The sequence below is a fragment of the Pseudomonas sp. Pso3 genome (genome assembly GCF_055393275.1).
The window spans coordinates 79,847-98,270 of the sequence record NZ_AP043687.1; the positions used below are offsets into that span (position 1 = coordinate 79,847).

23 protein-coding genes are annotated in these 18,424 nt (G+C 68.2%); 11 read left to right on the forward strand and 12 right to left on the reverse strand.

Annotated elements, in window-relative coordinates:
- Nucleotides 1-378 precede the first annotated feature (378 nt).
- The 3 genes from ACZ5R1_RS00370 to ACZ5R1_RS00380 are packed head-to-tail and all read left to right on the forward strand — an operon-like array spanning nt 379 to nt 1,056.
- Complete coding sequence (locus ACZ5R1_RS00370) at nt 379-633, forward strand: hypothetical protein (RefSeq protein WP_007160204.1); 255 nt, start codon at nt 379-381, stop codon at nt 631-633.
- Between the two features lie 10 nt (nt 634-643).
- Nucleotides 644-865, forward strand: a complete 222-nt coding sequence (locus tag ACZ5R1_RS00375; protein ID WP_464712750.1) for a hypothetical protein — start codon at nt 644-646, stop codon at nt 863-865.
- A 29-nt stretch (nt 866-894) separates the two neighbouring features.
- Nucleotides 895-1,056, forward strand: a complete 162-nt coding sequence (locus tag ACZ5R1_RS00380) for a DUF1328 domain-containing protein (RefSeq protein ID WP_007160206.1) — start codon at nt 895-897, stop codon at nt 1,054-1,056.
- Between the two features lie 316 nt (nt 1,057-1,372).
- Here ACZ5R1_RS00380 and ACZ5R1_RS00385 read toward each other — a convergent pair whose 3' ends face one another.
- The 4 genes from ACZ5R1_RS00385 to ACZ5R1_RS00400 are packed head-to-tail and all read right to left on the reverse strand — an operon-like array spanning nt 1,373 to nt 6,128.
- Nucleotides 1,373-2,272: an efflux RND transporter periplasmic adaptor subunit gene (locus tag ACZ5R1_RS00385; RefSeq protein ID WP_027600551.1), complete on the reverse strand. Its 900-nt coding sequence runs from the start codon at nt 2,270-2,272 to the stop codon at nt 1,373-1,375.
- Between the two features lie 10 nt (nt 2,273-2,282).
- Entirely contained in the window at nt 2,283-2,483 is a 201-nt protein-coding gene (locus tag ACZ5R1_RS00390) for a DUF1656 domain-containing protein (RefSeq protein ID WP_007160208.1), read from the reverse strand.
- Nucleotides 2,473-4,629, reverse strand: a complete 2,157-nt coding sequence (locus ACZ5R1_RS00395; protein WP_042135064.1) for an FUSC family protein — start codon at nt 4,627-4,629, stop codon at nt 2,473-2,475. The genes ACZ5R1_RS00390 and ACZ5R1_RS00395 overlap by 11 nt, the downstream gene beginning before the upstream one ends.
- Nucleotides 4,626-6,128, reverse strand: coding sequence for an efflux transporter outer membrane subunit (locus ACZ5R1_RS00400; protein WP_464712751.1), 1,503 nt, complete (start codon nt 6,126-6,128; stop codon nt 4,626-4,628). The genes ACZ5R1_RS00395 and ACZ5R1_RS00400 overlap by 4 nt, the downstream gene beginning before the upstream one ends.
- 256 nt (nt 6,129-6,384) lie before the next feature.
- On the opposite strand from ACZ5R1_RS00400, the gene ACZ5R1_RS00405 reads away from it, so the two are divergent.
- Together ACZ5R1_RS00405 and ACZ5R1_RS00410 are read left to right on the forward strand one after the other, a co-directional pair.
- The gene (locus ACZ5R1_RS00405; RefSeq protein WP_027597281.1) at nt 6,385-7,338 is read left to right on the forward strand and encodes a LysR family transcriptional regulator; all 954 of its coding nucleotides are present in this window, start codon (nt 6,385-6,387) and stop codon (nt 7,336-7,338) included.
- Nucleotides 7,339-7,581: 243 nt separating this feature from the next.
- Entirely contained in the window at nt 7,582-8,571 is a 990-nt protein-coding gene (locus tag ACZ5R1_RS00410) for a DMT family transporter (RefSeq protein ID WP_027600554.1), read from the forward strand.
- On the opposite strand, the gene ubiA is transcribed toward ACZ5R1_RS00410, so the two are convergent.
- From ubiA to ACZ5R1_RS00425, 3 genes are read right to left on the reverse strand one after another with little or no spacing between them, the layout of a single operon-like run.
- The gene (gene ubiA / locus ACZ5R1_RS00415; RefSeq protein ID WP_042135069.1) at nt 8,556-9,503 is read right to left on the reverse strand and encodes a 4-hydroxybenzoate octaprenyltransferase; all 948 of its coding nucleotides are present in this window, start codon (nt 9,501-9,503) and stop codon (nt 8,556-8,558) included. The two genes, ACZ5R1_RS00410 and ubiA, sit on opposite strands and share 16 nt — an antisense overlap.
- 30 nt (nt 9,504-9,533) lie before the next feature.
- Entirely contained in the window at nt 9,534-10,136 is a 603-nt protein-coding gene (locus tag ACZ5R1_RS00420) for a chorismate--pyruvate lyase family protein (RefSeq protein WP_042135071.1), read from the reverse strand.
- Nucleotides 10,120-10,689 (reverse strand): DUF2780 domain-containing protein, encoded by a 570-nt coding sequence (locus tag ACZ5R1_RS00425; protein ID WP_027597285.1) that lies wholly within the window; start codon nt 10,687-10,689, stop codon nt 10,120-10,122. Before ACZ5R1_RS00425 ends, ACZ5R1_RS00420 begins: the two co-directional genes overlap by 17 nt.
- Nucleotides 10,690-10,816: 127 nt before the next feature.
- On the opposite strand from ACZ5R1_RS00425, the gene ACZ5R1_RS00430 reads away from it, so the two are divergent.
- Nucleotides 10,817-12,046 (forward strand): nucleoside recognition domain-containing protein, encoded by a 1,230-nt coding sequence (locus tag ACZ5R1_RS00430; protein ID WP_007160216.1) that lies wholly within the window; start codon nt 10,817-10,819, stop codon nt 12,044-12,046.
- Here the strand turns inward: ACZ5R1_RS00430 and ACZ5R1_RS00435 are convergent.
- Nucleotides 12,028-12,696, reverse strand: a complete 669-nt coding sequence (locus ACZ5R1_RS00435; protein ID WP_042135074.1) for a hypothetical protein — start codon at nt 12,694-12,696, stop codon at nt 12,028-12,030. The genes ACZ5R1_RS00430 and ACZ5R1_RS00435 overlap by 19 nt on opposite strands.
- Before the next feature lie 147 nt (nt 12,697-12,843).
- On the opposite strand from ACZ5R1_RS00435, the gene ACZ5R1_RS00440 reads away from it, so the two are divergent.
- A complete protein-coding gene (locus ACZ5R1_RS00440; RefSeq protein ID WP_027597286.1) occupies nt 12,844-13,074 on the forward strand; it encodes a DUF1161 domain-containing protein in 231 nt (76 codons plus the stop codon).
- Nucleotides 13,075-13,178: 104 nt separating this feature from the next.
- Nucleotides 13,179-13,355 carry a hypothetical protein gene (locus ACZ5R1_RS00445; protein WP_288493717.1) on the forward strand — a complete coding sequence of 59 codons (177 nt, stop codon included), beginning with the start codon at nt 13,179-13,181 and terminating at the stop codon, nt 13,353-13,355.
- A 42-nt stretch (nt 13,356-13,397) separates the two neighbouring features.
- Here ACZ5R1_RS00445 and ACZ5R1_RS00450 read toward each other — a convergent pair whose 3' ends face one another.
- Together ACZ5R1_RS00450 and ACZ5R1_RS00455 are read right to left on the reverse strand one after the other, a co-directional pair.
- Entirely contained in the window at nt 13,398-13,832 is a 435-nt protein-coding gene (locus ACZ5R1_RS00450; protein ID WP_042135076.1) for a PA0061/PA0062 family lipoprotein, read from the reverse strand.
- A gap of 34 nt (nt 13,833-13,866) precedes the next feature.
- On the reverse strand, nt 13,867-14,289 hold the full coding sequence (locus ACZ5R1_RS00455) for a PA0061/PA0062 family lipoprotein (protein ID WP_007160221.1): 423 nt from the start codon (nt 14,287-14,289) through the stop codon (nt 13,867-13,869).
- Here ACZ5R1_RS00455 and ACZ5R1_RS00460 point away from each other — a divergent pair.
- The gene (locus ACZ5R1_RS00460; protein WP_081875186.1) at nt 14,288-15,412 is read left to right on the forward strand and encodes an aminopeptidase; all 1,125 of its coding nucleotides are present in this window, start codon (nt 14,288-14,290) and stop codon (nt 15,410-15,412) included. The genes ACZ5R1_RS00455 and ACZ5R1_RS00460 overlap by 2 nt on opposite strands.
- Here ACZ5R1_RS00460 and ACZ5R1_RS00465 read toward each other — a convergent pair.
- Together ACZ5R1_RS00465 and ACZ5R1_RS00470 are read right to left on the reverse strand one after the other, a co-directional pair.
- A complete protein-coding gene (locus ACZ5R1_RS00465) occupies nt 15,409-16,755 on the reverse strand; it encodes an MFS transporter (RefSeq protein ID WP_115946204.1) in 1,347 nt (448 codons plus the stop codon). The genes ACZ5R1_RS00460 and ACZ5R1_RS00465 overlap by 4 nt on opposite strands.
- Nucleotides 16,752-17,546: a siderophore-interacting protein gene (locus ACZ5R1_RS00470; protein ID WP_042135440.1), complete on the reverse strand. Its 795-nt coding sequence runs from the start codon at nt 17,544-17,546 to the stop codon at nt 16,752-16,754. Before ACZ5R1_RS00470 ends, ACZ5R1_RS00465 begins: the two co-directional genes overlap by 4 nt.
- A gap of 54 nt (nt 17,547-17,600) precedes the next feature.
- Here ACZ5R1_RS00470 and ACZ5R1_RS00475 point away from each other — a divergent pair, with 54 nt between their 5' ends.
- Nucleotides 17,601-18,017 carry a MarR family winged helix-turn-helix transcriptional regulator gene (locus tag ACZ5R1_RS00475; protein WP_115946203.1) on the forward strand — a complete coding sequence of 139 codons (417 nt, stop codon included), beginning with the start codon at nt 17,601-17,603 and terminating at the stop codon, nt 18,015-18,017.
- A gap of 65 nt (nt 18,018-18,082) precedes the next feature.
- Nucleotides 18,083-18,316, forward strand: coding sequence for a hypothetical protein (locus ACZ5R1_RS00480; RefSeq protein ID WP_042135083.1), 234 nt, complete (start codon nt 18,083-18,085; stop codon nt 18,314-18,316).
- Nucleotides 18,317-18,424: the final 108 nt, after the last annotated feature.

Below are 18,424 nucleotides of genomic sequence, written 5' to 3' on the forward strand. Positions count from 1 at the left end.
CATACATCGTGCAAGTTGCAATCCGCTGGACCATCGGGCAATCCGGGCAGGGCGTCGCGGGCATCGTGCAGATCGCAACCCGCCGGCGAGAAAGTGGCAAAAAGCGGATTTTTTGGTGGGCAGTGGAGGGTTTCGGGCTCCCTTTCCCCTTCGCGCGGTCGAGCGGACTGGCCCGGTGCCTCCAGATCAGCCCCTGGCCATCATGCAAAACGCAATGGTTCAGGCGTTGCACCTTGCAAGGTGCAAGTGCAGGCGTCTCTGCCTAAAAGCATAAGTTGTTGTTTTAAAAGGCAAAAATAGTTTTCGAAAAGCTGGCACGCAGTCTGCAATCTCCTTGGCAAGCCGGCCTCAGGGCCAACGGATTGCAGGAGATACCCGATGATCAGCCAGACCCTTCGCAAGCACTTGGTAGGTACTGCGCTCTTCGCTTGCTTCGCCAGCGCCGCCGTCGCCGCCCCCCAGGGCCAGGACGTCAGCCGCGAACAGGCACTCATCGCATCCACCCGCATTGCTGCCCAGGCCATGGTGCCCGCAGCCAAGCCGCTGGCAAGTCAAGGCCGTGGGGAACTCAAAGCCATCCCGGCACAGTCCAACGGTGACCGTTTGGTGAAGCAGACCCGCTGGGTATTCTGAGGTCATGACCATGATGTGGATGCTGCTGATGATCGTGTTGTTCGTTGCAGCGGCGGTCGTACTCGGGATGTTGCTCAGTGCTTTGATGATGGCTCGTGCGCTCAATCAGACGCACAACCTCAACGGTCTGGATCTCGATCTGACCGATGTGGAACCACGGATGGCGAGTCTGGATACCCAGGATTTCGCTAATAAAACCACTGCTCGCTGGACAGGTGCTGTCGTCCGCTGAGTGCACTTGCAATACATAGGAGAAACACCATGCTGAGCTGGGCTATCACTTTCCTGATCATCGCGATCATCGCAGGCGTCCTGGGTTTCGGTGGCATCGCCGGTACCGCCACCAGTATCGCCAAGATCCTGTTCGTGCTGTTCCTGGTGCTGTTCGTGGTGTCGTTCTTCATGGGTCGCCGTCGTCCCTGACGGCTGGTCTGTGAGCAACACAAGCAGCCGGTCGTGATGACCGGCTGCTGAGGCTCTGTCATCGGATTGCAGCTTTAAGCCGATTCAATGGACAACCTCTAAGTCGTCTCCTGATCCGAGACGCAATGGCCACATGGTCGGGACGCTCTGCAGTAGGGGAGGGTTCCAAGAGTACAGGGAGTACTTTCGCACTCGCGGCGGACTGGGCTGGTTACGACCACACCCCTGAATTCGACCGGTTTCGTCTCTAGCGAAACCCGCCGACGTCAGGGGTGTCGTCGTTTTGGGAGCGGAAAAGTCGGACGTTCGGCAGGACTCAACCCTGCCAGAAGGCGTCCCACCAGGAACGCTCGCCGCGAGCGTCTTCCAGAACCACGGTACAGGTGGTGCCGGCCGCCAGCAGCAGGCCCTCGGGCAGCGGGTCCAGGGCGATGCGCACCGGCACCCGCTGGGCCAGGCGTACCCAGTTGAAGGTGGGATTCACATCGGCGGTGAGTTCACGACTCTGGGGGTTGTCCCGGTCATAGATGCCGCGGGCGATGCTTTCTACGTGGCCCTGCAGCGTCTGGCCGCTCATCAGGCGCATCTCCGCCGCTGCACCGACCCGCACATGGGGCAGCTTGGTCTCTTCGAAATAGCCATAGACCCAGAACGAATGGGCGTCGATGACGGCCAGCTTGGGCGCGCCCGCGGCGGCATAGTCGCCCTTGAACACCGAGAGGTTAGTGACGTAGCCGTCCACGGGGGCCAGCACCCGGGTGCGCTTGAGGTTGAGGCGCGCCGATTCCAGCTGGGCCTGGGCCTGACGCAGATCGGCCTCGGCGGCCAGGGCCGCGCTGCTGGCGTCCTCGCGGTTCTCGCGAGAGACCACCAGGCTGTCGATGTCGGCGCGGCGGCGGGCGTTCTGCTGACGCATGGCCAGGGTGGCCTTGCGCGCGGCGACCGAGGCCTCGGCCTGATGCACGGCGATCTCGTAGTGTTCCGGATCGATCTGCAGCAGCAGGTCGCCCTTGTTGACCCACTGGTTGTCGCGCACGGCGATCTCGGTGACCAGGCCCGCTACGTCGGGCGCGATGGTGATGACCTCGGCGCGCACTCGGCCGTCGCGGGTCCAGGGATCGTTCATGTAGTGCACCCAGAGCAGCCGACCGAGGATCAGCGCCAGGCAGACCACCAGCAGGGTAAAGAGCACGCCGAAGAGTTTCTTGAGGATCATGGCAGGAGTCCTAGCGATAGACGCACAGCGCCAGGGCGCAGTAGAGGCAGATGAACAGGGCCAGGCGCAGCAGCGCCGGATGCCAGACGACGTGATAGAGACCGACCGCGGCGAGCACCCGGTCCAGCGCCCAGGCGAGCAGGGCGGCGACCAGGAACAGCACCGTCACGGTGGGCAGGTAGAGGCCGTGGAAGGCGATTTCACGTGGCATGGGGGATCTCGAGATAGCGGGCCAGCGGCCCCTGGGGATCGAGCAGGGCGCTGCGGATGAAGTGCAGATCGCTTTGCACCTGGCGCAGCGGCGACTCGTCATAGGGCAGTTCCGGCGGTTCAGTCACGACCGTCACGGCGGCCAGGGCCGCATCCACCGCCGCCAGCGCCCGGCGCAGATTTTCCGCGCCGGGCTTGAGGAAGAGACGCACCAGGGCGCGTCCGAGCACCCGGATGGCCTGGCGCCAGGCGCTGCCCTCGGCATAGCGTGGCGCGTTCGGCAGGCGCGCCTGCAGCTGCCGCAACTCGATCACCGCATGGCCGATCTCCAGCACCGCGAAAGCCCAGCCGATCAGGCGCCGCTGCGCCTCGCCGCGCCCGGCGCTGACGCCATAGGCCTGGTTGAGCAGGTCGCGGGTCTGGCCCTCGAAGGCCGGCGCCAGGTGTGGCAGCGGCGCGCTCACTGCCCGCACCAGCTGCTGGCGTAGGTCCCGTTCCAGCCGGCGCCACAGCCAGGGGCTGTTGGGCGGCAGCAGCACCGCCGAGACCGCCGCGGTGATCACCATCGACAGGACCACGGCGATACCGTTGTTGATGAAGGCGTAGGCGTCGTAGACCGGCGGATTGTCGGGAATCGAGGTGAAGCAGAAGAACACCAGGCAACCCAGGCCATAGCCCATCCAGCCCGGGCGCAGGGAGATCCAGGTGCCGAGCATGAACACTGGCGCCAGGGTCAGCAGCAGCAGCGGCAGGCCGGTGATCCAGGGAAAGACGAAGAAGGTCAGGAAGAAGCCCAGCACCACGCCGCCACTGGCGCCGACGGCCATCTGCAGCGCGGTGCGCTTGGGATCCGGCGAGGCCGAGGCCAGCGCCGAGACGGCCGCGGCGTTGAGCGCCAGCATGCCACCGCTGGGATAGGCACTGGCGATCCAGAAGGCGCCCAGCACCAGCACCAGAAAGGCGCTGCGGATACCCGTGACCGCCGCGCCCAGGGCATTGGCCTTGGCCACGAAGCGCGGCTTCCACTGCTCGCGACTGTGCCGCGGCGCGGCCAGGGAAGCGTGGGTCTGCAGATAGCCGTGCCATTCGCCGGTGAAGCGAAAGAGCAGCTCCACGGCGGTCTCGAAGTCGCGCCGGTCGGTTTCGCTCAAGGGCGGCAACTCGGCGCGCAGGGCACGAATGCGCGGCCGCAGCCCCTGGTGCAGCTGTTCCAGACGCGCCGCCGCCGCCAGGGCCGCGCGGTCGGTGAGCGCCTGGCCGCGCCATTCCTCGAACAGTTCCAGCAGCGGCGCCCAGAGGCGTTCGAGGGCCGTCAGGGGCAGTTGGGCGTCGCGTTCGCGCAGGCGCATCAGCAGGCGGCTGAGGGCATGCAGGCGGGTGGTCAGGCCCATGAATTCGGCGTTCAGCCGGGCCAGGCGGCCGCTGCGCATGCGCATGTGCGGGTCTTCGAAGGCCGAGGCGCTGCGCAGGCTTTCCAGCCCCACGGCTTCGGCGGCCAGGCGCACGCCCGCGGCTTCCAGGGTGGGCCGGTCGAGCCGACCGCGCAGGACGTCGGCGGCCAGTCCGGCGAAGCCGCCCATGCGCCGATAGAGGGTCGCGCGCATGGCCGCGGCGCTGGTCTGCGGAAAGACCGCCGCACTCACCGCGCCGCTGCAGAGCACGCCCAGGGTGATGGCCAGCACCCGCATCACCGCCGACATGAAGGCGGTGTCGGCATTGAGCGCGGCAGGGATGCCGATCAGCGCGGCGGTATAGCCGGCCAGCATGCAGGCATAGCTGCGAAAGTCCCGGTAGCGCGCCGAGCCGGCCACGCAGAGGCCGATCCACAGCGCCAGAAAGATCAGGAAGGGCACCCGTTCCTGGGCGAACAGGGCGATCAGCACCAGCATCACCGCCAGTCCCAGCAGGGTCCCCATGACCCGGTAGAAGCTCTTGGCCAGGACCTGGCCGCTCTGCGGCTGCATGACGATGAACACGGTGATCACCGCCGAACTGGGGTGCGGCAATTGCAGGCGCATGGCCAGCCAGAGGGTCAGGCTGGCGGCGAGCAGCATCTTGGCCTGGTAGAGCCAGAGACTGCCGTCGCTGCGCGCCCAGGCGCCGAGGGCCTGGCGCAGCGGCGCGCCGGCGGTGGTGCTGGCACTCACCGGGGGGCTCGCTCGACGGCCACGCGCGCCGGCACCAGGTCGTGGTCGCCCGGGCCGCGTTCGAGGTCCGCGCCGCCGCCGAGGGCGACCAGGGCAGCGGCCTGGGCGGCCAGGCGCAGGGCATGCACCTGGGCGGTGACCCGCTGCTGGGCGAACAACCGGGTCTGGGCATCGAGCACGTGCAGGTAGTCGGTCAGGCCACGGCGAAAGGCCTCGCGGGCGATGTCGTAGGTGCGCTGGGCTTCCTGGCTGGCCTGGTCGGCCAGGGTGGCCTGCCTGGCCGCCGAGTCGGCCTTGATCAGCGCATCGGAGATGTCCTTGAGGGCGTCCACCAGGGTCTGGTTGTAGGCGCTGACGGCCATGTCGTAGGCCGCCGATTCCGCGCCGAGACGACTGCGCAGGGCGCCGCCGTCATAGATCGGCAGGGAGAACGCGGGGCCGATGAAGGAGCCGGTCTTGGCGTGGGTCAGCATCTCGCTGAGGCGGCCCAGGGTTAGGAACTGGCCGACGTTGGCCACCAGGTCGATGTTGGGATAGAAGCTGGCGCGGGCGACGTCCACGCCCTTGGCCGCGGCGGCGATCTGCCAGCGCCGCGCCACCACGTCGGGGCGCTTGCCGACCAGTTCCAGGGGCAGACTGCTGGGCAGGCGTGGCGCCGCGCCCAGGGTCAGGCGCGGCCGCTGCAGGCGGGCGCCGGCACCCGGGCCCTTGCCGGCCAGGGCGGCGAGCTGGTTGCGATCCAGCGCCAGGGTCTCGTCCAGGGCTTCCAGCTGGCGTTCGGTCTCGGGCAGCAGGGCGCGCGCCTGGCTGACCTCGAACTGGGTGCCGAGGCCACCGTCCAGCTGGCGCTGGGCCAGGTCGGCCAGTTGCCGCTGCTGCTCCAGGGTGGCGGCGAGGATGTCGCGCTGGTCATGGTGCAGGGCGAAGCCGATGTAGCTGCGGACGATGTTGCCGGTCAGCTCCAGTTCGGCGGCGCGGACCTCGGCGGCAGCCTGATGGGCCTGGTCCAGGGCCTGGGCACTGGCGTCGCGCTCGCGGCCCCAGAAGTCCAGGGCATAGCTCAGGCCCAGTTCGGCATTGTTGTTCCAGGTGGTGCGATCGGCCAGCTCGCCCGGGCCATAGAAGCCGTCGGTGGGCCAGCTGTAGCGCTTGAAGGCGCCCTTGGCCTCGACCTGCAGGGATTCGCGGGATTCGGCCAGGCCGGCCAGGGACTCGGCGCGGCGCACCCGGGCGGCGGCCGTGGCCAGACGCGGGTTGTCGGCCAGGGCACTGCCGATCCAGGCATCCAGCTGGGGATCGCCATAGGCGCGCCACCACTGGCGCGCGGGCCAGGCGGCCTGGCCGGCGGCGGCCTGGATGGCGGCGTCGGTGTCCAGCGCCTGATCGTCGAGACGCCGCGCCTGGGGCGCGTTGTGACCGGTACCGATACAGCCGGCCAGCAGGGTCGCGAGGGCGACCACCGTGAGCGCAGGCCAGGCTCTGCTAGAGAAAGGCGACACGTGGGGGTCCGTTGGCAACAAGGCCATACCGGCGTCTGGCGTTAGACGGCGCAGCGCGGTAGGCGAGATGAGCTGGAACTGAAGAGGACGCCGGTAGGAGATGCCCGCGAACCGAGCGGTCAGCAGACGTTACCATTAGGCTGCTAACGATTCTATAAAATTCCAGGGTGGCCGATTAGCGCGCGAACCGGCGAATCTTTGTTTCACATACTGAAATAATATGGAGAATGACGCTTTTCCCGACTGTCGAGGCGGCATGGACACCCTGCACAACATGCGCGTTTTCGTCGCCGTGGTGGAGAGCGGCAGCTTCACTGGGGCGGCCCAGACGCTGCAGACCACCACGGCCCACGTCTCCCGGGCGGTGGCCCATCTGGAAACCCATCTGCGCACCCGCCTGCTGCACCGGACCACGAGACGCATCGCCCTGACCGAGGCCGGCCAGCGCTACCTGGCGCGCTGCGAGCAGATCCTCGCCTATGTCGAGGAGGCCGAAGCCGAGGCCGGGCACGCCCAGGCGCGCCCCGAAGGACGGCTGCGGGTGCACAGCATGACCGGCATCGGTCAGCACTATGTGATCCGCGCCATCGCCGGCTATCGCGCCCTGCACCCCGAGGTGCGCTTCGACCTGACCATGGCCAACCGCATTCCCGATCTGCTCGAAGAGGGTTTCGACCTGGCCATCGTGGTGGCGGCCGAGCTACCCGATTCCGGCTTCGTCTCCCAGCAGATCGGCCACACCTACAGCATCCTCTGCGCCTCGCCCGCCTACCTGGCGGAGCATGGTCAGCCACAGACGCCGGCGGAGCTGGCCGACCACGCCTGCCTGAGATTCATCAGTCCGGTGGTGTCCTTCGACCGCTGGCACTTCGAGGGCCCCAACGGCCCTGAGACCTATCGCATCGGCGAGACCCCCTTCCAGGTCAACGTCGGCGACGCCATGACCGAGGCCCTGCGCCAGGGCCTGGGCATCGGCGTGCTGCCGCTCTATTCGGCGGTGGACGGCCTGCGCGACGGCAGCCTGGTGCGGGTGCTGCCGGCCTATCGCCTGCAACGGCTCAATGCCTATGCGCTCTATGCCTCGCGGCAGTACCTGGATGCCAAGATCCGCACCTGGGTGGCCTATCTGCGCGAACAGATTCCCGGGGCGCTGGAAGCGGACGAGGCGTTCGTGCGGGCCGTCAGCGAAGTCGTCGGCCAAGCGCATTGAGATCGACGGGCCCCTTGGACTAAGCTCGGAAGAGACCGGGCCGCGCGCCGGGCCATAGTTAGTAAGCTATTGAAATATCGCCCGGTATTGCGGTCCTGAGGGCGACAGGATGGGTGCTCGACGGCACACTCCGCCATCGTCGAGGTCCATGTCCCGAGTCGGTGCCCACGCCGACGGACCGCCGTGCAGGACGGCCGGATCACGCAGGCGGTCAGGGACCGCCGTTAGCGCCACGGGAGTCCAATGAGCGCCCAAGCAGGACCCACTCTGAGATTCGCCGACCAGCCGCTCAAGGGCATCGCCCTGATCTGCCTCGCGGTCTGGCTGTTCGCCTCCCACGATGCCCTCTCCAAGTACCTGTCCGGCTTCTATCCGGTGGTCATGGTGGTCTGGGCCCGCTACCTCTCCCACACCCTGCTGATGATGGGCATCTTCATCCCGCGCTCGGGACTGGCGGTGATCCGCACCAAGCGACCCGGCCTGCAGGTGCTCAGGGCGCTGTGCCTGATCGGTTGCAGCCTGTTCTTCACCACCGGGCTGCGCTATCTGCCGATGGCCGAGGCCACGGCGGTCAACTTTCTCGCCCCGCTGATGGTGACGGCGCTGTCGGTGCCGCTGCTCAAGGAAACCGTGACCCGCAGCCAGTGGGCGGCGGTGCTGGCCGGCTTCATCGGGGTGCTGATCATCGTGCGGCCGGGCGGCCAGCTGTTCACCCCGGCGGTGCTGCTACCGGTCTGCTCGGCGGTGTGCTTCGGTCTCTACCAGCTGCTGACCCGCCTGCTCAGCGGCATCGACAGCCCCACCACCAGCAACTTCCTCACCGGCATCATCAACACCCTGGTGCTGAGCAGCGTGGTGCCCTTCTTCTGGGAAATCCCGACCCTGACCCACGGCTTCATGCTGGCCCTGCTCGGCCTCTTCGGCATGTCCGGCCACCTGCTGCTGACCCAGGCCTTCCGCTATGCGCCACCGGCGCTGCTGGCGCCCTTCAGCTACGGCCAGATCGTCACCGCCGGCATCATCGGCTATTTCGTCTTCGGTCATGTGCCGGACAGCGGCGCGCTGATCGGCATCCTCATCATCTGCGCCAGCGGCCTGGCGGTGGCCTGGCAGCAGAGCCGCAAGGCGTCCAAGGCCAAGAAGGCCCGGGCGGTGCCGGCGACGCAACCCGAGGCGCTGCCGGAGGTGGTGGCCGATGCCGCCGCGGGCGCTCCGGCTCAGCGCAGTCCGTAATCGGCGATGATGCCGACGAGGATCGCCAGCCCCGCCCAGTGGTTGTGCAAGAAGGCCTTGAAGCACACCAGCGGGTCACGGTTGCGGGTAACGTGGAATTCCCAGGCGAAGCAGCCGGCCGCCACCAGCAGGCCCAGGTAGAAGGGCAGGCCCAGGCCGAAACGGCCGCCGGCTAGCGCCAGGCAGAACAGGGTCAGGCCCTGCAGGGTGGCGATGATCACCCGGTCGGCGTCGCCGAACAGGATGGCGGTGGATTTCACCCCGATCTTGAGATCGTCTTCGCGGTCGGCCATGGCGTAGTAGGTGTCGTAGCCCACCGTCCAGATCACGTTGGCGACGAACAGCAGCCAGGCCGCCGCCGGCAACTCGCCGGTCTCGGCGGTGAAGGCCATGGGCATGCCCCAGGAAAAGGCCGCGCCGAGCACCGCCTGGGGGTAGTAGGTGTATCTCTTCATGAAGGGATAGAGCGCCGCCACGCCCAGGGCGCCAAAGGACAGCCAGACGGTGGTGGCATTGGTGCAGAGCACCAGGCCGAAGCTGAGCAGCACCAGCACGGCAAAGAACAGCAGGGCTTCCTTGGGCGAGATGCGCCCGGTGGCCAGGGGGCGGTTCTTGGTGCGGGCGACGTGGCCGTCGAAATTGCGGTCGGCGAAGTCGTTGATCACGCAGCCGGCCGATCTCATCAGCACCACGCCGAGCACGAAGATCAGCAGATTCTTCAGACTCGGCACGCCCTCGGCGGCGATCCACAGCGCCCAGAGGGTGGGCCAGAGCAGCAGATAGATGCCGATGGGGCGGTCCAGCCGGGTCAGCTGGACGAAGTCGCGGATGCGCTCGCGGCGGGGGCGCGAGGCGATCACCCGGGCGCTGGGCTCGGGGCCGCGGGGCGCGGCGGGACGGCGATCACGGGGACGGGAGGCGTTCTTTTTCATCGGACGGCTGCATGGCGAAGGGCCCGGCGATTATAGGGGCCCTGGGATTTCGCCGCTGCCGTCGTGATGAGTCGACCCGCCCTCGCGCCGCGCGTGCGGCCAGAAGGCCGGCAGGAAGACCTCGCCCACCAGGATCGCCAGGGGACCGCGCCGGAACACCGAGCGCCGGGCCCAGCAGGGCGTGGTGGCCGCTCCTGCGGGCAACCAGGCCAGCGGATAGCGACAGGCTTCCAGTGGTCCGCGGACAAAGGCCGGCGCCTGGAACAACCAGTGGCCGAGGGGGCGCTCGCCCAGCGCCGCCAGGTCGAAATCCGCCGCTTCCAGGGCCTCGCGCGCCGCCACGCTGCGGGCGAAGACCCAGGCCTCGCCAGCACCGCGCAGCCAGACCTCGCGCACCCAGCCAGGGCTGGCCGGCGGCACCTCCAGCGCCTGGCACTCGTCCGGCCGCAGCGCTTGCCAGCCTTCGGCGATCACCTCGACGGCGAAGCGCCCGCCACTGAGGGCGGTCAGGCGTTCGGTGAGGGAGCCGCGGTCGGCATAGAGCCAGCCGCACGGCGCCTCGGCATGATCCGGCTCCGCGCCGGCCGCCGCCTGGGTCCGCCAGCACGGGGCGCCGTCACAGGCCCCAGACATTGCCCAGGGTGCTCAGCAGGGAGGGCTGGGTACCTTGCTTGCCGAGATAGCCCAGGATCACCTGGGCGAACTGGCTGGTCATGCCGCTGTTCATGCCCAGGGCGTTGAAGGTCTTGTCGACGTCCTGGCGGCTGTCGACATTGCCCAGCAGGCTGCCCAGCGGACTCTGCTTGGCGTCCTGACCACCACCGCCGAGCAGACTGCCCAGGCCGCCCAGTTGTGCCAGGCCGCCGGTGGCATTGGCGCCGGCCAGCTGGTCCAGTCCCGGCACGGCCTTGGCCAGCTGGCGGTAGTCGTTGCCCACCAGCTGATTCTTGGCCAGGCCGAGCAGGGCGCCGGTGCCGCCCACCGCCTGTTGCGGGGTGACGTTGAGCTGGCTGGTCAGCGCCTGCAGCAGGCCCTGGGCCTGGGGCGTGGCCGCCGCGGCGGCGGTGGCCTTGGCGTTGTTGTTGCCGTTGGCGCTGTTGTAGGCGTTGACGGCGTCGTTGAGGTTGAAGGCGAACACCGGGCTGGCGGCGAGCACCAGCGGCAGGGCGAGAACGGACAGACGCATGGGCGGACTCCAGCGGATTGCGTGAAAGGTCAGAGGATAACCCGGCGGCGATGACCACAGACTGAACGGCGTCCCTGCAGGGAGCGGACGCTGCGGTTATCATCGCCGTTTTGCCGGGAGAACCGCGATGCTCAACGGGTTGTGGCTGGGCTTCTTCATCGTTGCCGGGATCAGCGCCTTCGGCCAATGGCTGGTCGCCGGCAACGCCGGAGTCTTCGCCGCCATGGTGGAGAGTCTGTTCGCCATGGCCAAGCTGTCGGTGGAGGTCATGGTGCTCCTGTTCGGCACCCTGACCCTCTGGCTCGGCATCCTGCGCATCGCCGAAAAGGCCGGGCTGGTGGACGCCCTGGCGCGGCTGCTCGGGCCGCTGTTCGCTCGGCTGATGCCCGAGGTGCCGCGCGGTCATCCGGCGCTGGGGCTGATCACCCTCAACTTCGCCGCCAACGGCTTGGGTCTGGACAACGCCGCCACGCCCATCGGCCTCAAGGCCATGCGCGCCCTGCAGGAGCTCAATCCCAGCAGCACCACGGCGAGCAATGCGCAGATCCTCTTCCTGGTGCTCAATGCCTCTTCGCTGACGCTGTTGCCGGTGACGGTGTTCATGTACCGCGCCCAGCAGGGCGCCACCGATCCGACCCTGGTGTTCCTGCCGATCCTGCTGGCCCACACCTGCGCCAACCTGGTGGGGCTGTTCTCGGTGGCCTTCATGCAGCGGCTGAAGTTGTGGGATCCGGTGGTGCTGGCCTGGATCGGCGGCGGCGCCCTGGCCTTCGGCGCCTTCGTCGCCTTTCTCTTCACCCTGACCGCCACGGCGCTGGCCGGGTTGTCCTCGCTGCTCGGCAACCTGACCCTGTTCGGCATCATCCTGGCGTTCATGATCCTTGGCGCCCTGCGCAAGGTGCCGGTCTACGAAGCCTTCGTCGAAGGCGCCAAGGAAGGCTTCGACGTCGCCAAGTCGCTGTTGCCCTATCTGGTGGCCATGCTGTGCGCGGTGGGGGTGCTGCGCGCTTCCGGCGCCTTGGAGGCCGTTCTCGAAGGCATCCGCCATGCGGTGACCTTCCTCGGCTGGGACACCCGCTTCGTCGAGGCGCTGCCCACCGCCCTGGTCAAGCCCTTCTCCGGCAGCGCCGCCCGCGCCCTGCTGATCGAGACCATGCAGACCCATGGCGTGGACAGCTTTCCGGCGCTGGTGGCGGCGACCATCCAGGGCAGTACCGAAACCACCTTCTATGTGCTGGCGGTGTACTTCGGCGCGGTGGGCATCCAGCGCGCCCGCCATGCGGTGGGCTGCGCCCTGCTGGCGGAATTCACCGGGGTCACGGCCTCGATCCTGATCTGCTACTGGTTCTTTGGCTGAGGCTTGGGCTCCAGCTCGACCATCCACTCGTCCTGCACCATGCGCCGCTGACGGCGCGTGGTCAGCTGCTGGGTCTGCCAGTCCTCGGCGATCAGCGCGCAGTAGTGGCCGTCGTGCTGGCCCAGGCGAAAGCGCCGGCGCACGCCGATGGGGTCGTGGTCCGAGCCATAGAAGGCCACCGCGCGGATCTCCAGGCCCTCGAACACCCAGCCCTCGGGCGGCCGGTGGTCTTCCAGGGTCAGGCCGTTGTACTCTGCGGCGCGGCGAATCAGGCCCTGGAAGGTGCCGATGTGGGTGAAGTCGCCGGTGTTGAGCGGTCCCTGGTGGGTGGCCTGGCCCAGCACCAGATCGGGATCGACGTCATCCTGGCCGCTCTCGCGGATGTCGGTGACATCCGTGTAGAGCGTCTCGCGATTGGTCTTGAGGATCACCGTGAGCTGGTTGATGAACACCGGCTCGGCGCTCATGTTGGACAGCAGGCAGAGGGCGCCCACGCCCTTGCCGGCGCCGCGGTTGATGATCAGCCGCGGCTGGCGCTGGCGCTTGTAGTTGTTGAGCAGGAGCTGCGCATAGAGCACCCAGACGCCCAGGGTGCAGCACTGGGCAAAGAGCGTGAGAACCTGGGAATTGTCTTTCAACCACTGGAACATGGGAGCACTTCGCTGAACGGAATGACCATCGGAAATACCGTTCGGGTTCCAGGTTCCACCGCTTCGCTGACCAAAGGGCGGCGCTGAGAACATCGCCACAGCTCGAGCGTCCAAGCCTGAGAGGTCATCACGCCAAGGAAAATCGCCATGCTGCGTCTCTCGCTTCTCTGCTGCACCACCCTGCTGAGCACCGCCGTGCTGGCCGAACCCCTGTCCTGCGATCAGCTCAAGGCCGACATCGAGGTCAAGATCCAGTCGGCCGGGGTGACCGCCTATACCCTCGAAGCCGTCCCCAACGCCGAGGTGCGCGATCCCAACATGGTGGTGGGCAGCTGCGCCAACGGGACCTACAAGATCCTCTACCAGCGCAACGACTGAACCCCCGGACCGGGAGACAGACCGTTCATCCGCTGGATGCTTGTACAGTTCCGCTTGGCTTAGTACTGTTTGCGCATACAGTATTTAGCCAAGAGGGTAATGCCATGTCGCCGTTCGCCCGGATTCGCCAAGCTCTGTCCCTTGCCCAGCCCGCGCCGCGCTGGATGGAACGCGAGGATTTCCTGCGCATGAGTCGCCAGCTGCGCGAGCAGAAGGGTCGCCCGCTGACGGTCCGCACCAAGGATCGCAGCCAGGACGACTGGCTCAGCGTGCCTGCCTAATAGCCCTTCGCCTGACCGTGCCGGCCGCTCTGCCAGTCGTGGTCAGAAGGGCGAGCAGATGCCGCGCTCGGAGCTCACCAGTTCGCGCGGGCCGTCGTAGAGGGTGATCTGGCCCTGGCCAAAGGTGTTCTCGGCCTCCAGGCGATAGCGCCTGCCGGCCTGGAAGTCCGGATAGTCCAGTTCCAGATAGCACTGGATCTGCAGCGGTTCGCGCCAGCCGAAGCGCGAACCGAAGCCACCGCCGCCATAGAGTTCGTAGCGATAGCTCACCTTGAGGCTGTGGCTGCCGGGGGTGAGCTGGAAGTAGCGGCCATCGTCGAGACGCTTGCCGTCCTGGGCCTCGGCCAGCAGCGAGGCGCCCACCGCGGGTTCGCGCAGCACCAGATCGACCCACGCCTGGTGGGGATCCTTGGGGGGCAGCGGCGTGGTGCAGCCGCCGAGCACGAGCAGCAGGGGGACCAGCAGGCGCAGACGCATGGACGGCGACTCGCGACAGGGAGATCAGCCGAGTCTACACGTCGCCGCAACGACTGGCAGTGCTACGCGCCACTTCCTGGTTGCGCTCGTCATAGAGGCGCGCCCAGGGCCGCCAGCCGGTCTGGCCGGCTTCCAGGCGATAGCGCTCGCCCGCGGCGAAGGCCTTGTAGTTGAGGGTCACCAGGCAGGTGCGCGCCAGCGGATCGGCCACCTGGGCGCCGATGTTGGTGGGCTGCACCTCGAACTGGTAGCGTACCTGCAGATCGTGGCTCCCCGGCCAGACCTGGAAGTAGCGCCTGTCTTCGAGATCCTTGCGGTCGGCGCGCAGGGCTTCCAGCTTGGCCTTGCCGTCGCTGTCCAGATCGATCCAGGCCTGCGCCGGATCCGGCTTGGGCAACGGCCACAGGGAACAGCCACCTAGGAACAGTACAGGCAACAGCAGGCACAGTCTACGCATGACGGCTACAACTCCGGGCAGGGAAGGGCGCGCCACCCAGCCAGGCACCCTGCCTGCGCAACGCACGAGCCGCTGGCTGGCGCTGCTGTCCCTCGTGATCGGACTGAGCGGTTGTACCTCGGTCGGGTACTACGGTCAGATGGTACAGGGCCAATGGGCGCTGATCCGTGATCGCGAGCCCATTGCGACGGTCGTCGCAGATCCCGCGCGACCCGCCGTCCTGCGCAAACGCCTGGCTGCCGCGGCGGCGGCCCGCCGCTTCGCCAGTGCCGAGCTGGCCCTGCCCGACAACGCCAGCTATCGCAGTTTCGTCGAACTCAGGCGGCCCTTCGTGCTGTGGAACGTCTTCGCCACCGCCGAATTCTCCACCCGGCCCACCACCCACTGCTTTCCCATCGCCGGTTGCGTGGCCTATCGCGGCTACTACCAGGAAGCCCGGGCGCGGGCCGAGGCGCAGCGGCTGCAGGCCGAGGGCCAGGACACCTATGTCGGTGGCGTGCCGGCCTATTCGACGCTGGGCTGGTTCAGCGATCCCCTGCTCAGCAGCATGCTGCGCTGGGACGACGATCAGGTGGCGGCGACGATCTTCCACGAGCTGGCGCACCAGCGCTTCTATCTGCCCGGTGATACCGCCTTCAACGAGTCCTATGCCACCTTCGTCGAGGGCGAAGGCCTGCGGCAATGGCGCGCCAGTCGCGGGCTGCCGCCACCGGACGCGGGGCGCGAAGCCCGCTACCAGCAATTCCGCGCCCTGCTGCTGACCACCCGCGCCGACCTGGCCCGGCTCTATGCCCAGCCATTGGCGGCCGAGGCCAAGCGCGCGGCCAAGGCCCGCCGCTTCGCGCAGTTGCGCAGCGATTACCAGCGGCTGCGCGCCACCCCGGCCTGGCGGGACGACCGCCGCTTCGATGGCTGGATGCAGCAGCCGCTGAACAATGCGCGGCTGGTGCCCTATGGCCTGTACGAACAGTGGGTGCCGGCCTTTGCCGCCCTCTATCGGCAGCACCCGGGCAACTGGCCGGCCTTCTTTAATCGGGTCCGGCTGCTGGGCGAGCGCCCGGCGGCCGAGCGCGAGCAGGCGCTCAGGGCGCTGCTCGGGCCGGAGACAGGCCCCCAGTCCTAGCGCGGTGCCCGCCAGTTGGACCAGGCGGCGACCAGACCCAGAGCAGCCGCCAGAGCCAGTCCCAGCCGCGGGGCCAGGCTGCCATCCAGATGCAGCAGCAGCGCCAGGGCCGCGGCGCCCAGGGCCATGCCGGTCTGCCGCGCCGTGGCCTGGACACCGCCGGTGGCGCCATTGCGACCGGCCGGGGCGGCGGTCAGCATGATCCTGTTGTTGGGCACTTGGAAGAAGCCGAAGCCGATGCCGCCCACGATCAGGCAGGGAATCAGCAGGGCGGTCGAGCGCTCCAGCGGCATGATCGCCGCCGCGGCCAGCCCCAGGGCGATGCCCAGGCCGCCGAGCATGCACAGGCGCTGCGGCGGGTGGCGGTCGGCCAGGTGCCCGGCCACCTGCGCCGAGACGGCCACGGTGAGCGGCCAGGCCAGCATCAGCAGGGCCACCTGCAACGGCACCAGTCCAAGCTGGTGCTGCAGATAGAAGGGCAGGGCGAGAAAGCAGAGCATCTGCGCGGCAAAGGAGCAGACCGAGGCCAGCACCGAGTGGCGCATGGCCGGCAGCCCCAGCAGATCGACCGGCAACAGCGGCGCCGGCAGACCGCGCTCGCGGCGCACCAGCAGCACTAGGCTGGCGGCGGCCAGCAGCAGCAGGCCCACGCCCTGCGCCGGCGCGGCGCCGAGGCGCTCCAGACCGCCGATGCCGGCGCAGAACAGCAGGGCGTTGAGCAGCACGCTGAGGGGATCGAGGCGGCGCTGCGCACGGGGGCTGTCGGGCAGGTTGTGCACCAGCAGCGCGATCAGCACCGCCACCGGCACATTGACGGCGAACAGCCAGGGCCAGCCACCCAGGGCCAGGATGGCGGCGCCCAGGCTGGGTGCAGCGGCCGACCCCAGAGCCACGCAGAGGGCATTGATGGCGATGCCACGCCCGAGGCGATCGCGCGGATAGGAGAGGCGGACGATACCGGCGCTGACGCACATGATGGCGGCGGCGCCCACCCCCTGCAGCGCCCGCGCAGCCACCAGGCTGGCGAGATCCGGCGCCAGGGCGCAGCCCAGGGAGGCCAGGCCGAAGATCCCGACCCCGGCGGCGAAGACCGGCCGCAGACCGTGACGCTCGGCCACCGCGGCCAGGGGAAACAGCAGGGCCACCAGACTCAGCTGATAGGCGCTGACGATCCAGACCGCCGCCGCCGCCGAGACGTCCAGGGCCTCGGCGATGCTGGGCAGCGCCAGGTTGGCGATGCCGCTGTCCAGCACCGTCATGCTGATGGCCAGCAGCAGGGCGGCCACGGCGCGATAGCGGCGGGGCAGGGGCAGGCCGTCGGTGACGGCGGTGGCGGTGCTCAATCCTCGACCTTCACGTGCTGGTCGCTCTCGCCGAGCTTCCAGTAGCCGGCCGCCTTGACCCAGTCTCGTGGCAGTCCCTTGGCCAACAGCGCCTGGCGCGCGGCGCGGGCTTGCGTGGCCTCGCCGGCGATCCAGGCGTAGCCTTCGCCTGCCGGCAGCTCCAGCTGTTCCAGGGCCTGCACCAGGGCCTCGGCCGCGGTCTCGCGATAGACCCAGCGGATCTCGGCGGCCGCAGCCGTCGGCAGGGCGATCTCCAGGCCCGGACGGGCCACTTCGGCAACGACTACTACCCGGACGCCGGCTGCCAGCTGCTCCAGGCGGCGAGCGATGGCGGGCAGGGCGGTCTCGTCGCCGGCCAGCAGGTACCAGTCGAAATCCTCGGGCGGCACCAGAGCGCCCTTGGGTCCACCGATGATCAGCTCGGCACCCGGCTGCGCCTGGCGCGCCCAGGTGGTCAGCACCCCGGCTTCATGCAGGTAGAAGTCGATGGCCAGTTCGCCACGGGCGGCATCGTAGAGGCGCGGCGTGTAGTGACGGCCCGCCAGCTGTTCGGGGCTGGCGGCGCGAATCGGCGTGGTGTCGGCGGGGACGAAGAGCTTCACGTGCTCGTCGAAGGCCGCGCTCTGGAAATCGGCCAGATCGCTGCCGCCAAAGGTCAGGCGCAGCAGGTCGCCACCGAGTTCTTCGCGGCGGACGACGGTTGCCCAGCGACGCTTGAGGTCGAAGCGCACGCGCTGGAAAAGGTGAGGGGCACTGGCATCGCCCTCGCGGTTGTGAAAAGATGTCGCCATTGCGGAGGTACCATTCATTGAGGTTCCTCACTATATTCGAGGTAAGCAGCTTTCATGTCAACCGCCGCCGCCATTGCCGAAGCCCTGATGGATCTGAAACGGCAGATGCGCCAACAACTGGATGAGACCCTCAAGGCCTCCGGACTTTCCTTTGCCCGCTACAAGGTGCTCAAGGTGCTGGAACGCCTGGGCCCCTGCCGTCCGGGCGAGGTCGCCGAACAGCTGCGCCATGCGCCGCGCACCTTGACCGATGCCTTCGATGCCCTGGAACGCGACGGCCTGGTCCGGCGCGAGCCCCATCCCCAGGATCGCCGGGCGCTGCTGGTCCATCTCACGGATCAGGGCCGCCAGGCGCTGGACCAGGCCCAGGTGCCGCGCACCCAGGCCCTGGAAGCGGTCTTCGCGCCGCTGGACGCCACCGAGCAGGCGCAGTTGCTGGCCTATCTGGAGCGGGTGCGGATCCGCAATTGAGCGGCGGGCGAACTCCGCAGCGGTCGTCGCGCTCGAAAGAAGGACCCTACCGAGGAGAGCCCTTCATGAGCGACCAGCGTTCCGATGCCCATCTGGGCAAGACCCCACCCAACGAACCCGCGCTCGACGAAGCCGGACGGCCGGTGGACGTGGTGAAAAAGGACATGGAACAGCCGGCATCGACGCCGACCGATGGCATCGACAAGGTCATCACGCCCACCGATATCAAGACCAAGGAGCAGGAAGCCGAGGAGATCAGGCGCAAGACCGCCGAGGTCGAGCGCAAGCTGGAACGCTGATGCTCCACGTGGAACCTCGGGCCAGCCGGGGCTGCCACGCGCCAGCGGCCCTGGCCGGTCATAGTTCGTACCAGGGCCCGTCATAGCGATTTTGAACGGGTCAAAAGC

What these genes read in the sequence shown, in the direction of transcription:
- ACZ5R1_RS00370 (WP_007160204.1), top strand. Translation starts at nt 379, where the DNA reads ATGATCAGCCAGACCCTTCGCAAGCACTTGGTAGGTACTGCGCTCTTC.
- ACZ5R1_RS00375 (WP_464712750.1), top strand. Translation starts at nt 644, where the DNA reads ATGATGTGGATGCTGCTGATGATCGTGTTGTTCGTTGCAGCGGCGGTC.
- ACZ5R1_RS00380 (WP_007160206.1), top strand. Translation starts at nt 895, where the DNA reads ATGCTGAGCTGGGCTATCACTTTCCTGATCATCGCGATCATCGCAGGC.
- ACZ5R1_RS00385 (WP_027600551.1), bottom strand. Translation starts at nt 2,272, where the DNA reads ATGATCCTCAAGAAACTCTTCGGCGTGCTCTTTACCCTGCTGGTGGTC.
- ACZ5R1_RS00390 (WP_007160208.1), bottom strand. Translation starts at nt 2,483, where the DNA reads ATGCCACGTGAAATCGCCTTCCACGGCCTCTACCTGCCCACCGTGACG.
- ACZ5R1_RS00405 (WP_027597281.1), top strand. Translation starts at nt 6,385, where the DNA reads ATGGACACCCTGCACAACATGCGCGTTTTCGTCGCCGTGGTGGAGAGC.
- ACZ5R1_RS00410 (WP_027600554.1), top strand. Translation starts at nt 7,582, where the DNA reads ATGAGCGCCCAAGCAGGACCCACTCTGAGATTCGCCGACCAGCCGCTC.
- ubiA (WP_042135069.1), bottom strand. Translation starts at nt 9,503, where the DNA reads ATGAAAAAGAACGCCTCCCGTCCCCGTGATCGCCGTCCCGCCGCGCCC.
- ACZ5R1_RS00420 (WP_042135071.1), bottom strand. Translation starts at nt 10,136, where the DNA reads ATGTCTGGGGCCTGTGACGGCGCCCCGTGCTGGCGGACCCAGGCGGCG.
- ACZ5R1_RS00425 (WP_027597285.1), bottom strand. Translation starts at nt 10,689, where the DNA reads ATGCGTCTGTCCGTTCTCGCCCTGCCGCTGGTGCTCGCCGCCAGCCCG.
- ACZ5R1_RS00430 (WP_007160216.1), top strand. Translation starts at nt 10,817, where the DNA reads ATGCTCAACGGGTTGTGGCTGGGCTTCTTCATCGTTGCCGGGATCAGC.
- ACZ5R1_RS00435 (WP_042135074.1), bottom strand. Translation starts at nt 12,696, where the DNA reads ATGTTCCAGTGGTTGAAAGACAATTCCCAGGTTCTCACGCTCTTTGCC.
- ACZ5R1_RS00440 (WP_027597286.1), top strand. Translation starts at nt 12,844, where the DNA reads ATGCTGCGTCTCTCGCTTCTCTGCTGCACCACCCTGCTGAGCACCGCC.
- ACZ5R1_RS00445 (WP_288493717.1), top strand. Translation starts at nt 13,179, where the DNA reads ATGTCGCCGTTCGCCCGGATTCGCCAAGCTCTGTCCCTTGCCCAGCCC.
- ACZ5R1_RS00450 (WP_042135076.1), bottom strand. Translation starts at nt 13,832, where the DNA reads ATGCGTCTGCGCCTGCTGGTCCCCCTGCTGCTCGTGCTCGGCGGCTGC.
- ACZ5R1_RS00460 (WP_081875186.1), top strand. Translation starts at nt 14,288, where the DNA reads ATGACGGCTACAACTCCGGGCAGGGAAGGGCGCGCCACCCAGCCAGGC.
- ACZ5R1_RS00455 (WP_007160221.1), bottom strand. Translation starts at nt 14,289, where the DNA reads ATGCGTAGACTGTGCCTGCTGTTGCCTGTACTGTTCCTAGGTGGCTGT.
- ACZ5R1_RS00470 (WP_042135440.1), bottom strand. Translation starts at nt 17,546, where the DNA reads ATGGCGACATCTTTTCACAACCGCGAGGGCGATGCCAGTGCCCCTCAC.
- ACZ5R1_RS00475 (WP_115946203.1), top strand. Translation starts at nt 17,601, where the DNA reads ATGTCAACCGCCGCCGCCATTGCCGAAGCCCTGATGGATCTGAAACGG.
- ACZ5R1_RS00480 (WP_042135083.1), top strand. Translation starts at nt 18,083, where the DNA reads ATGAGCGACCAGCGTTCCGATGCCCATCTGGGCAAGACCCCACCCAAC.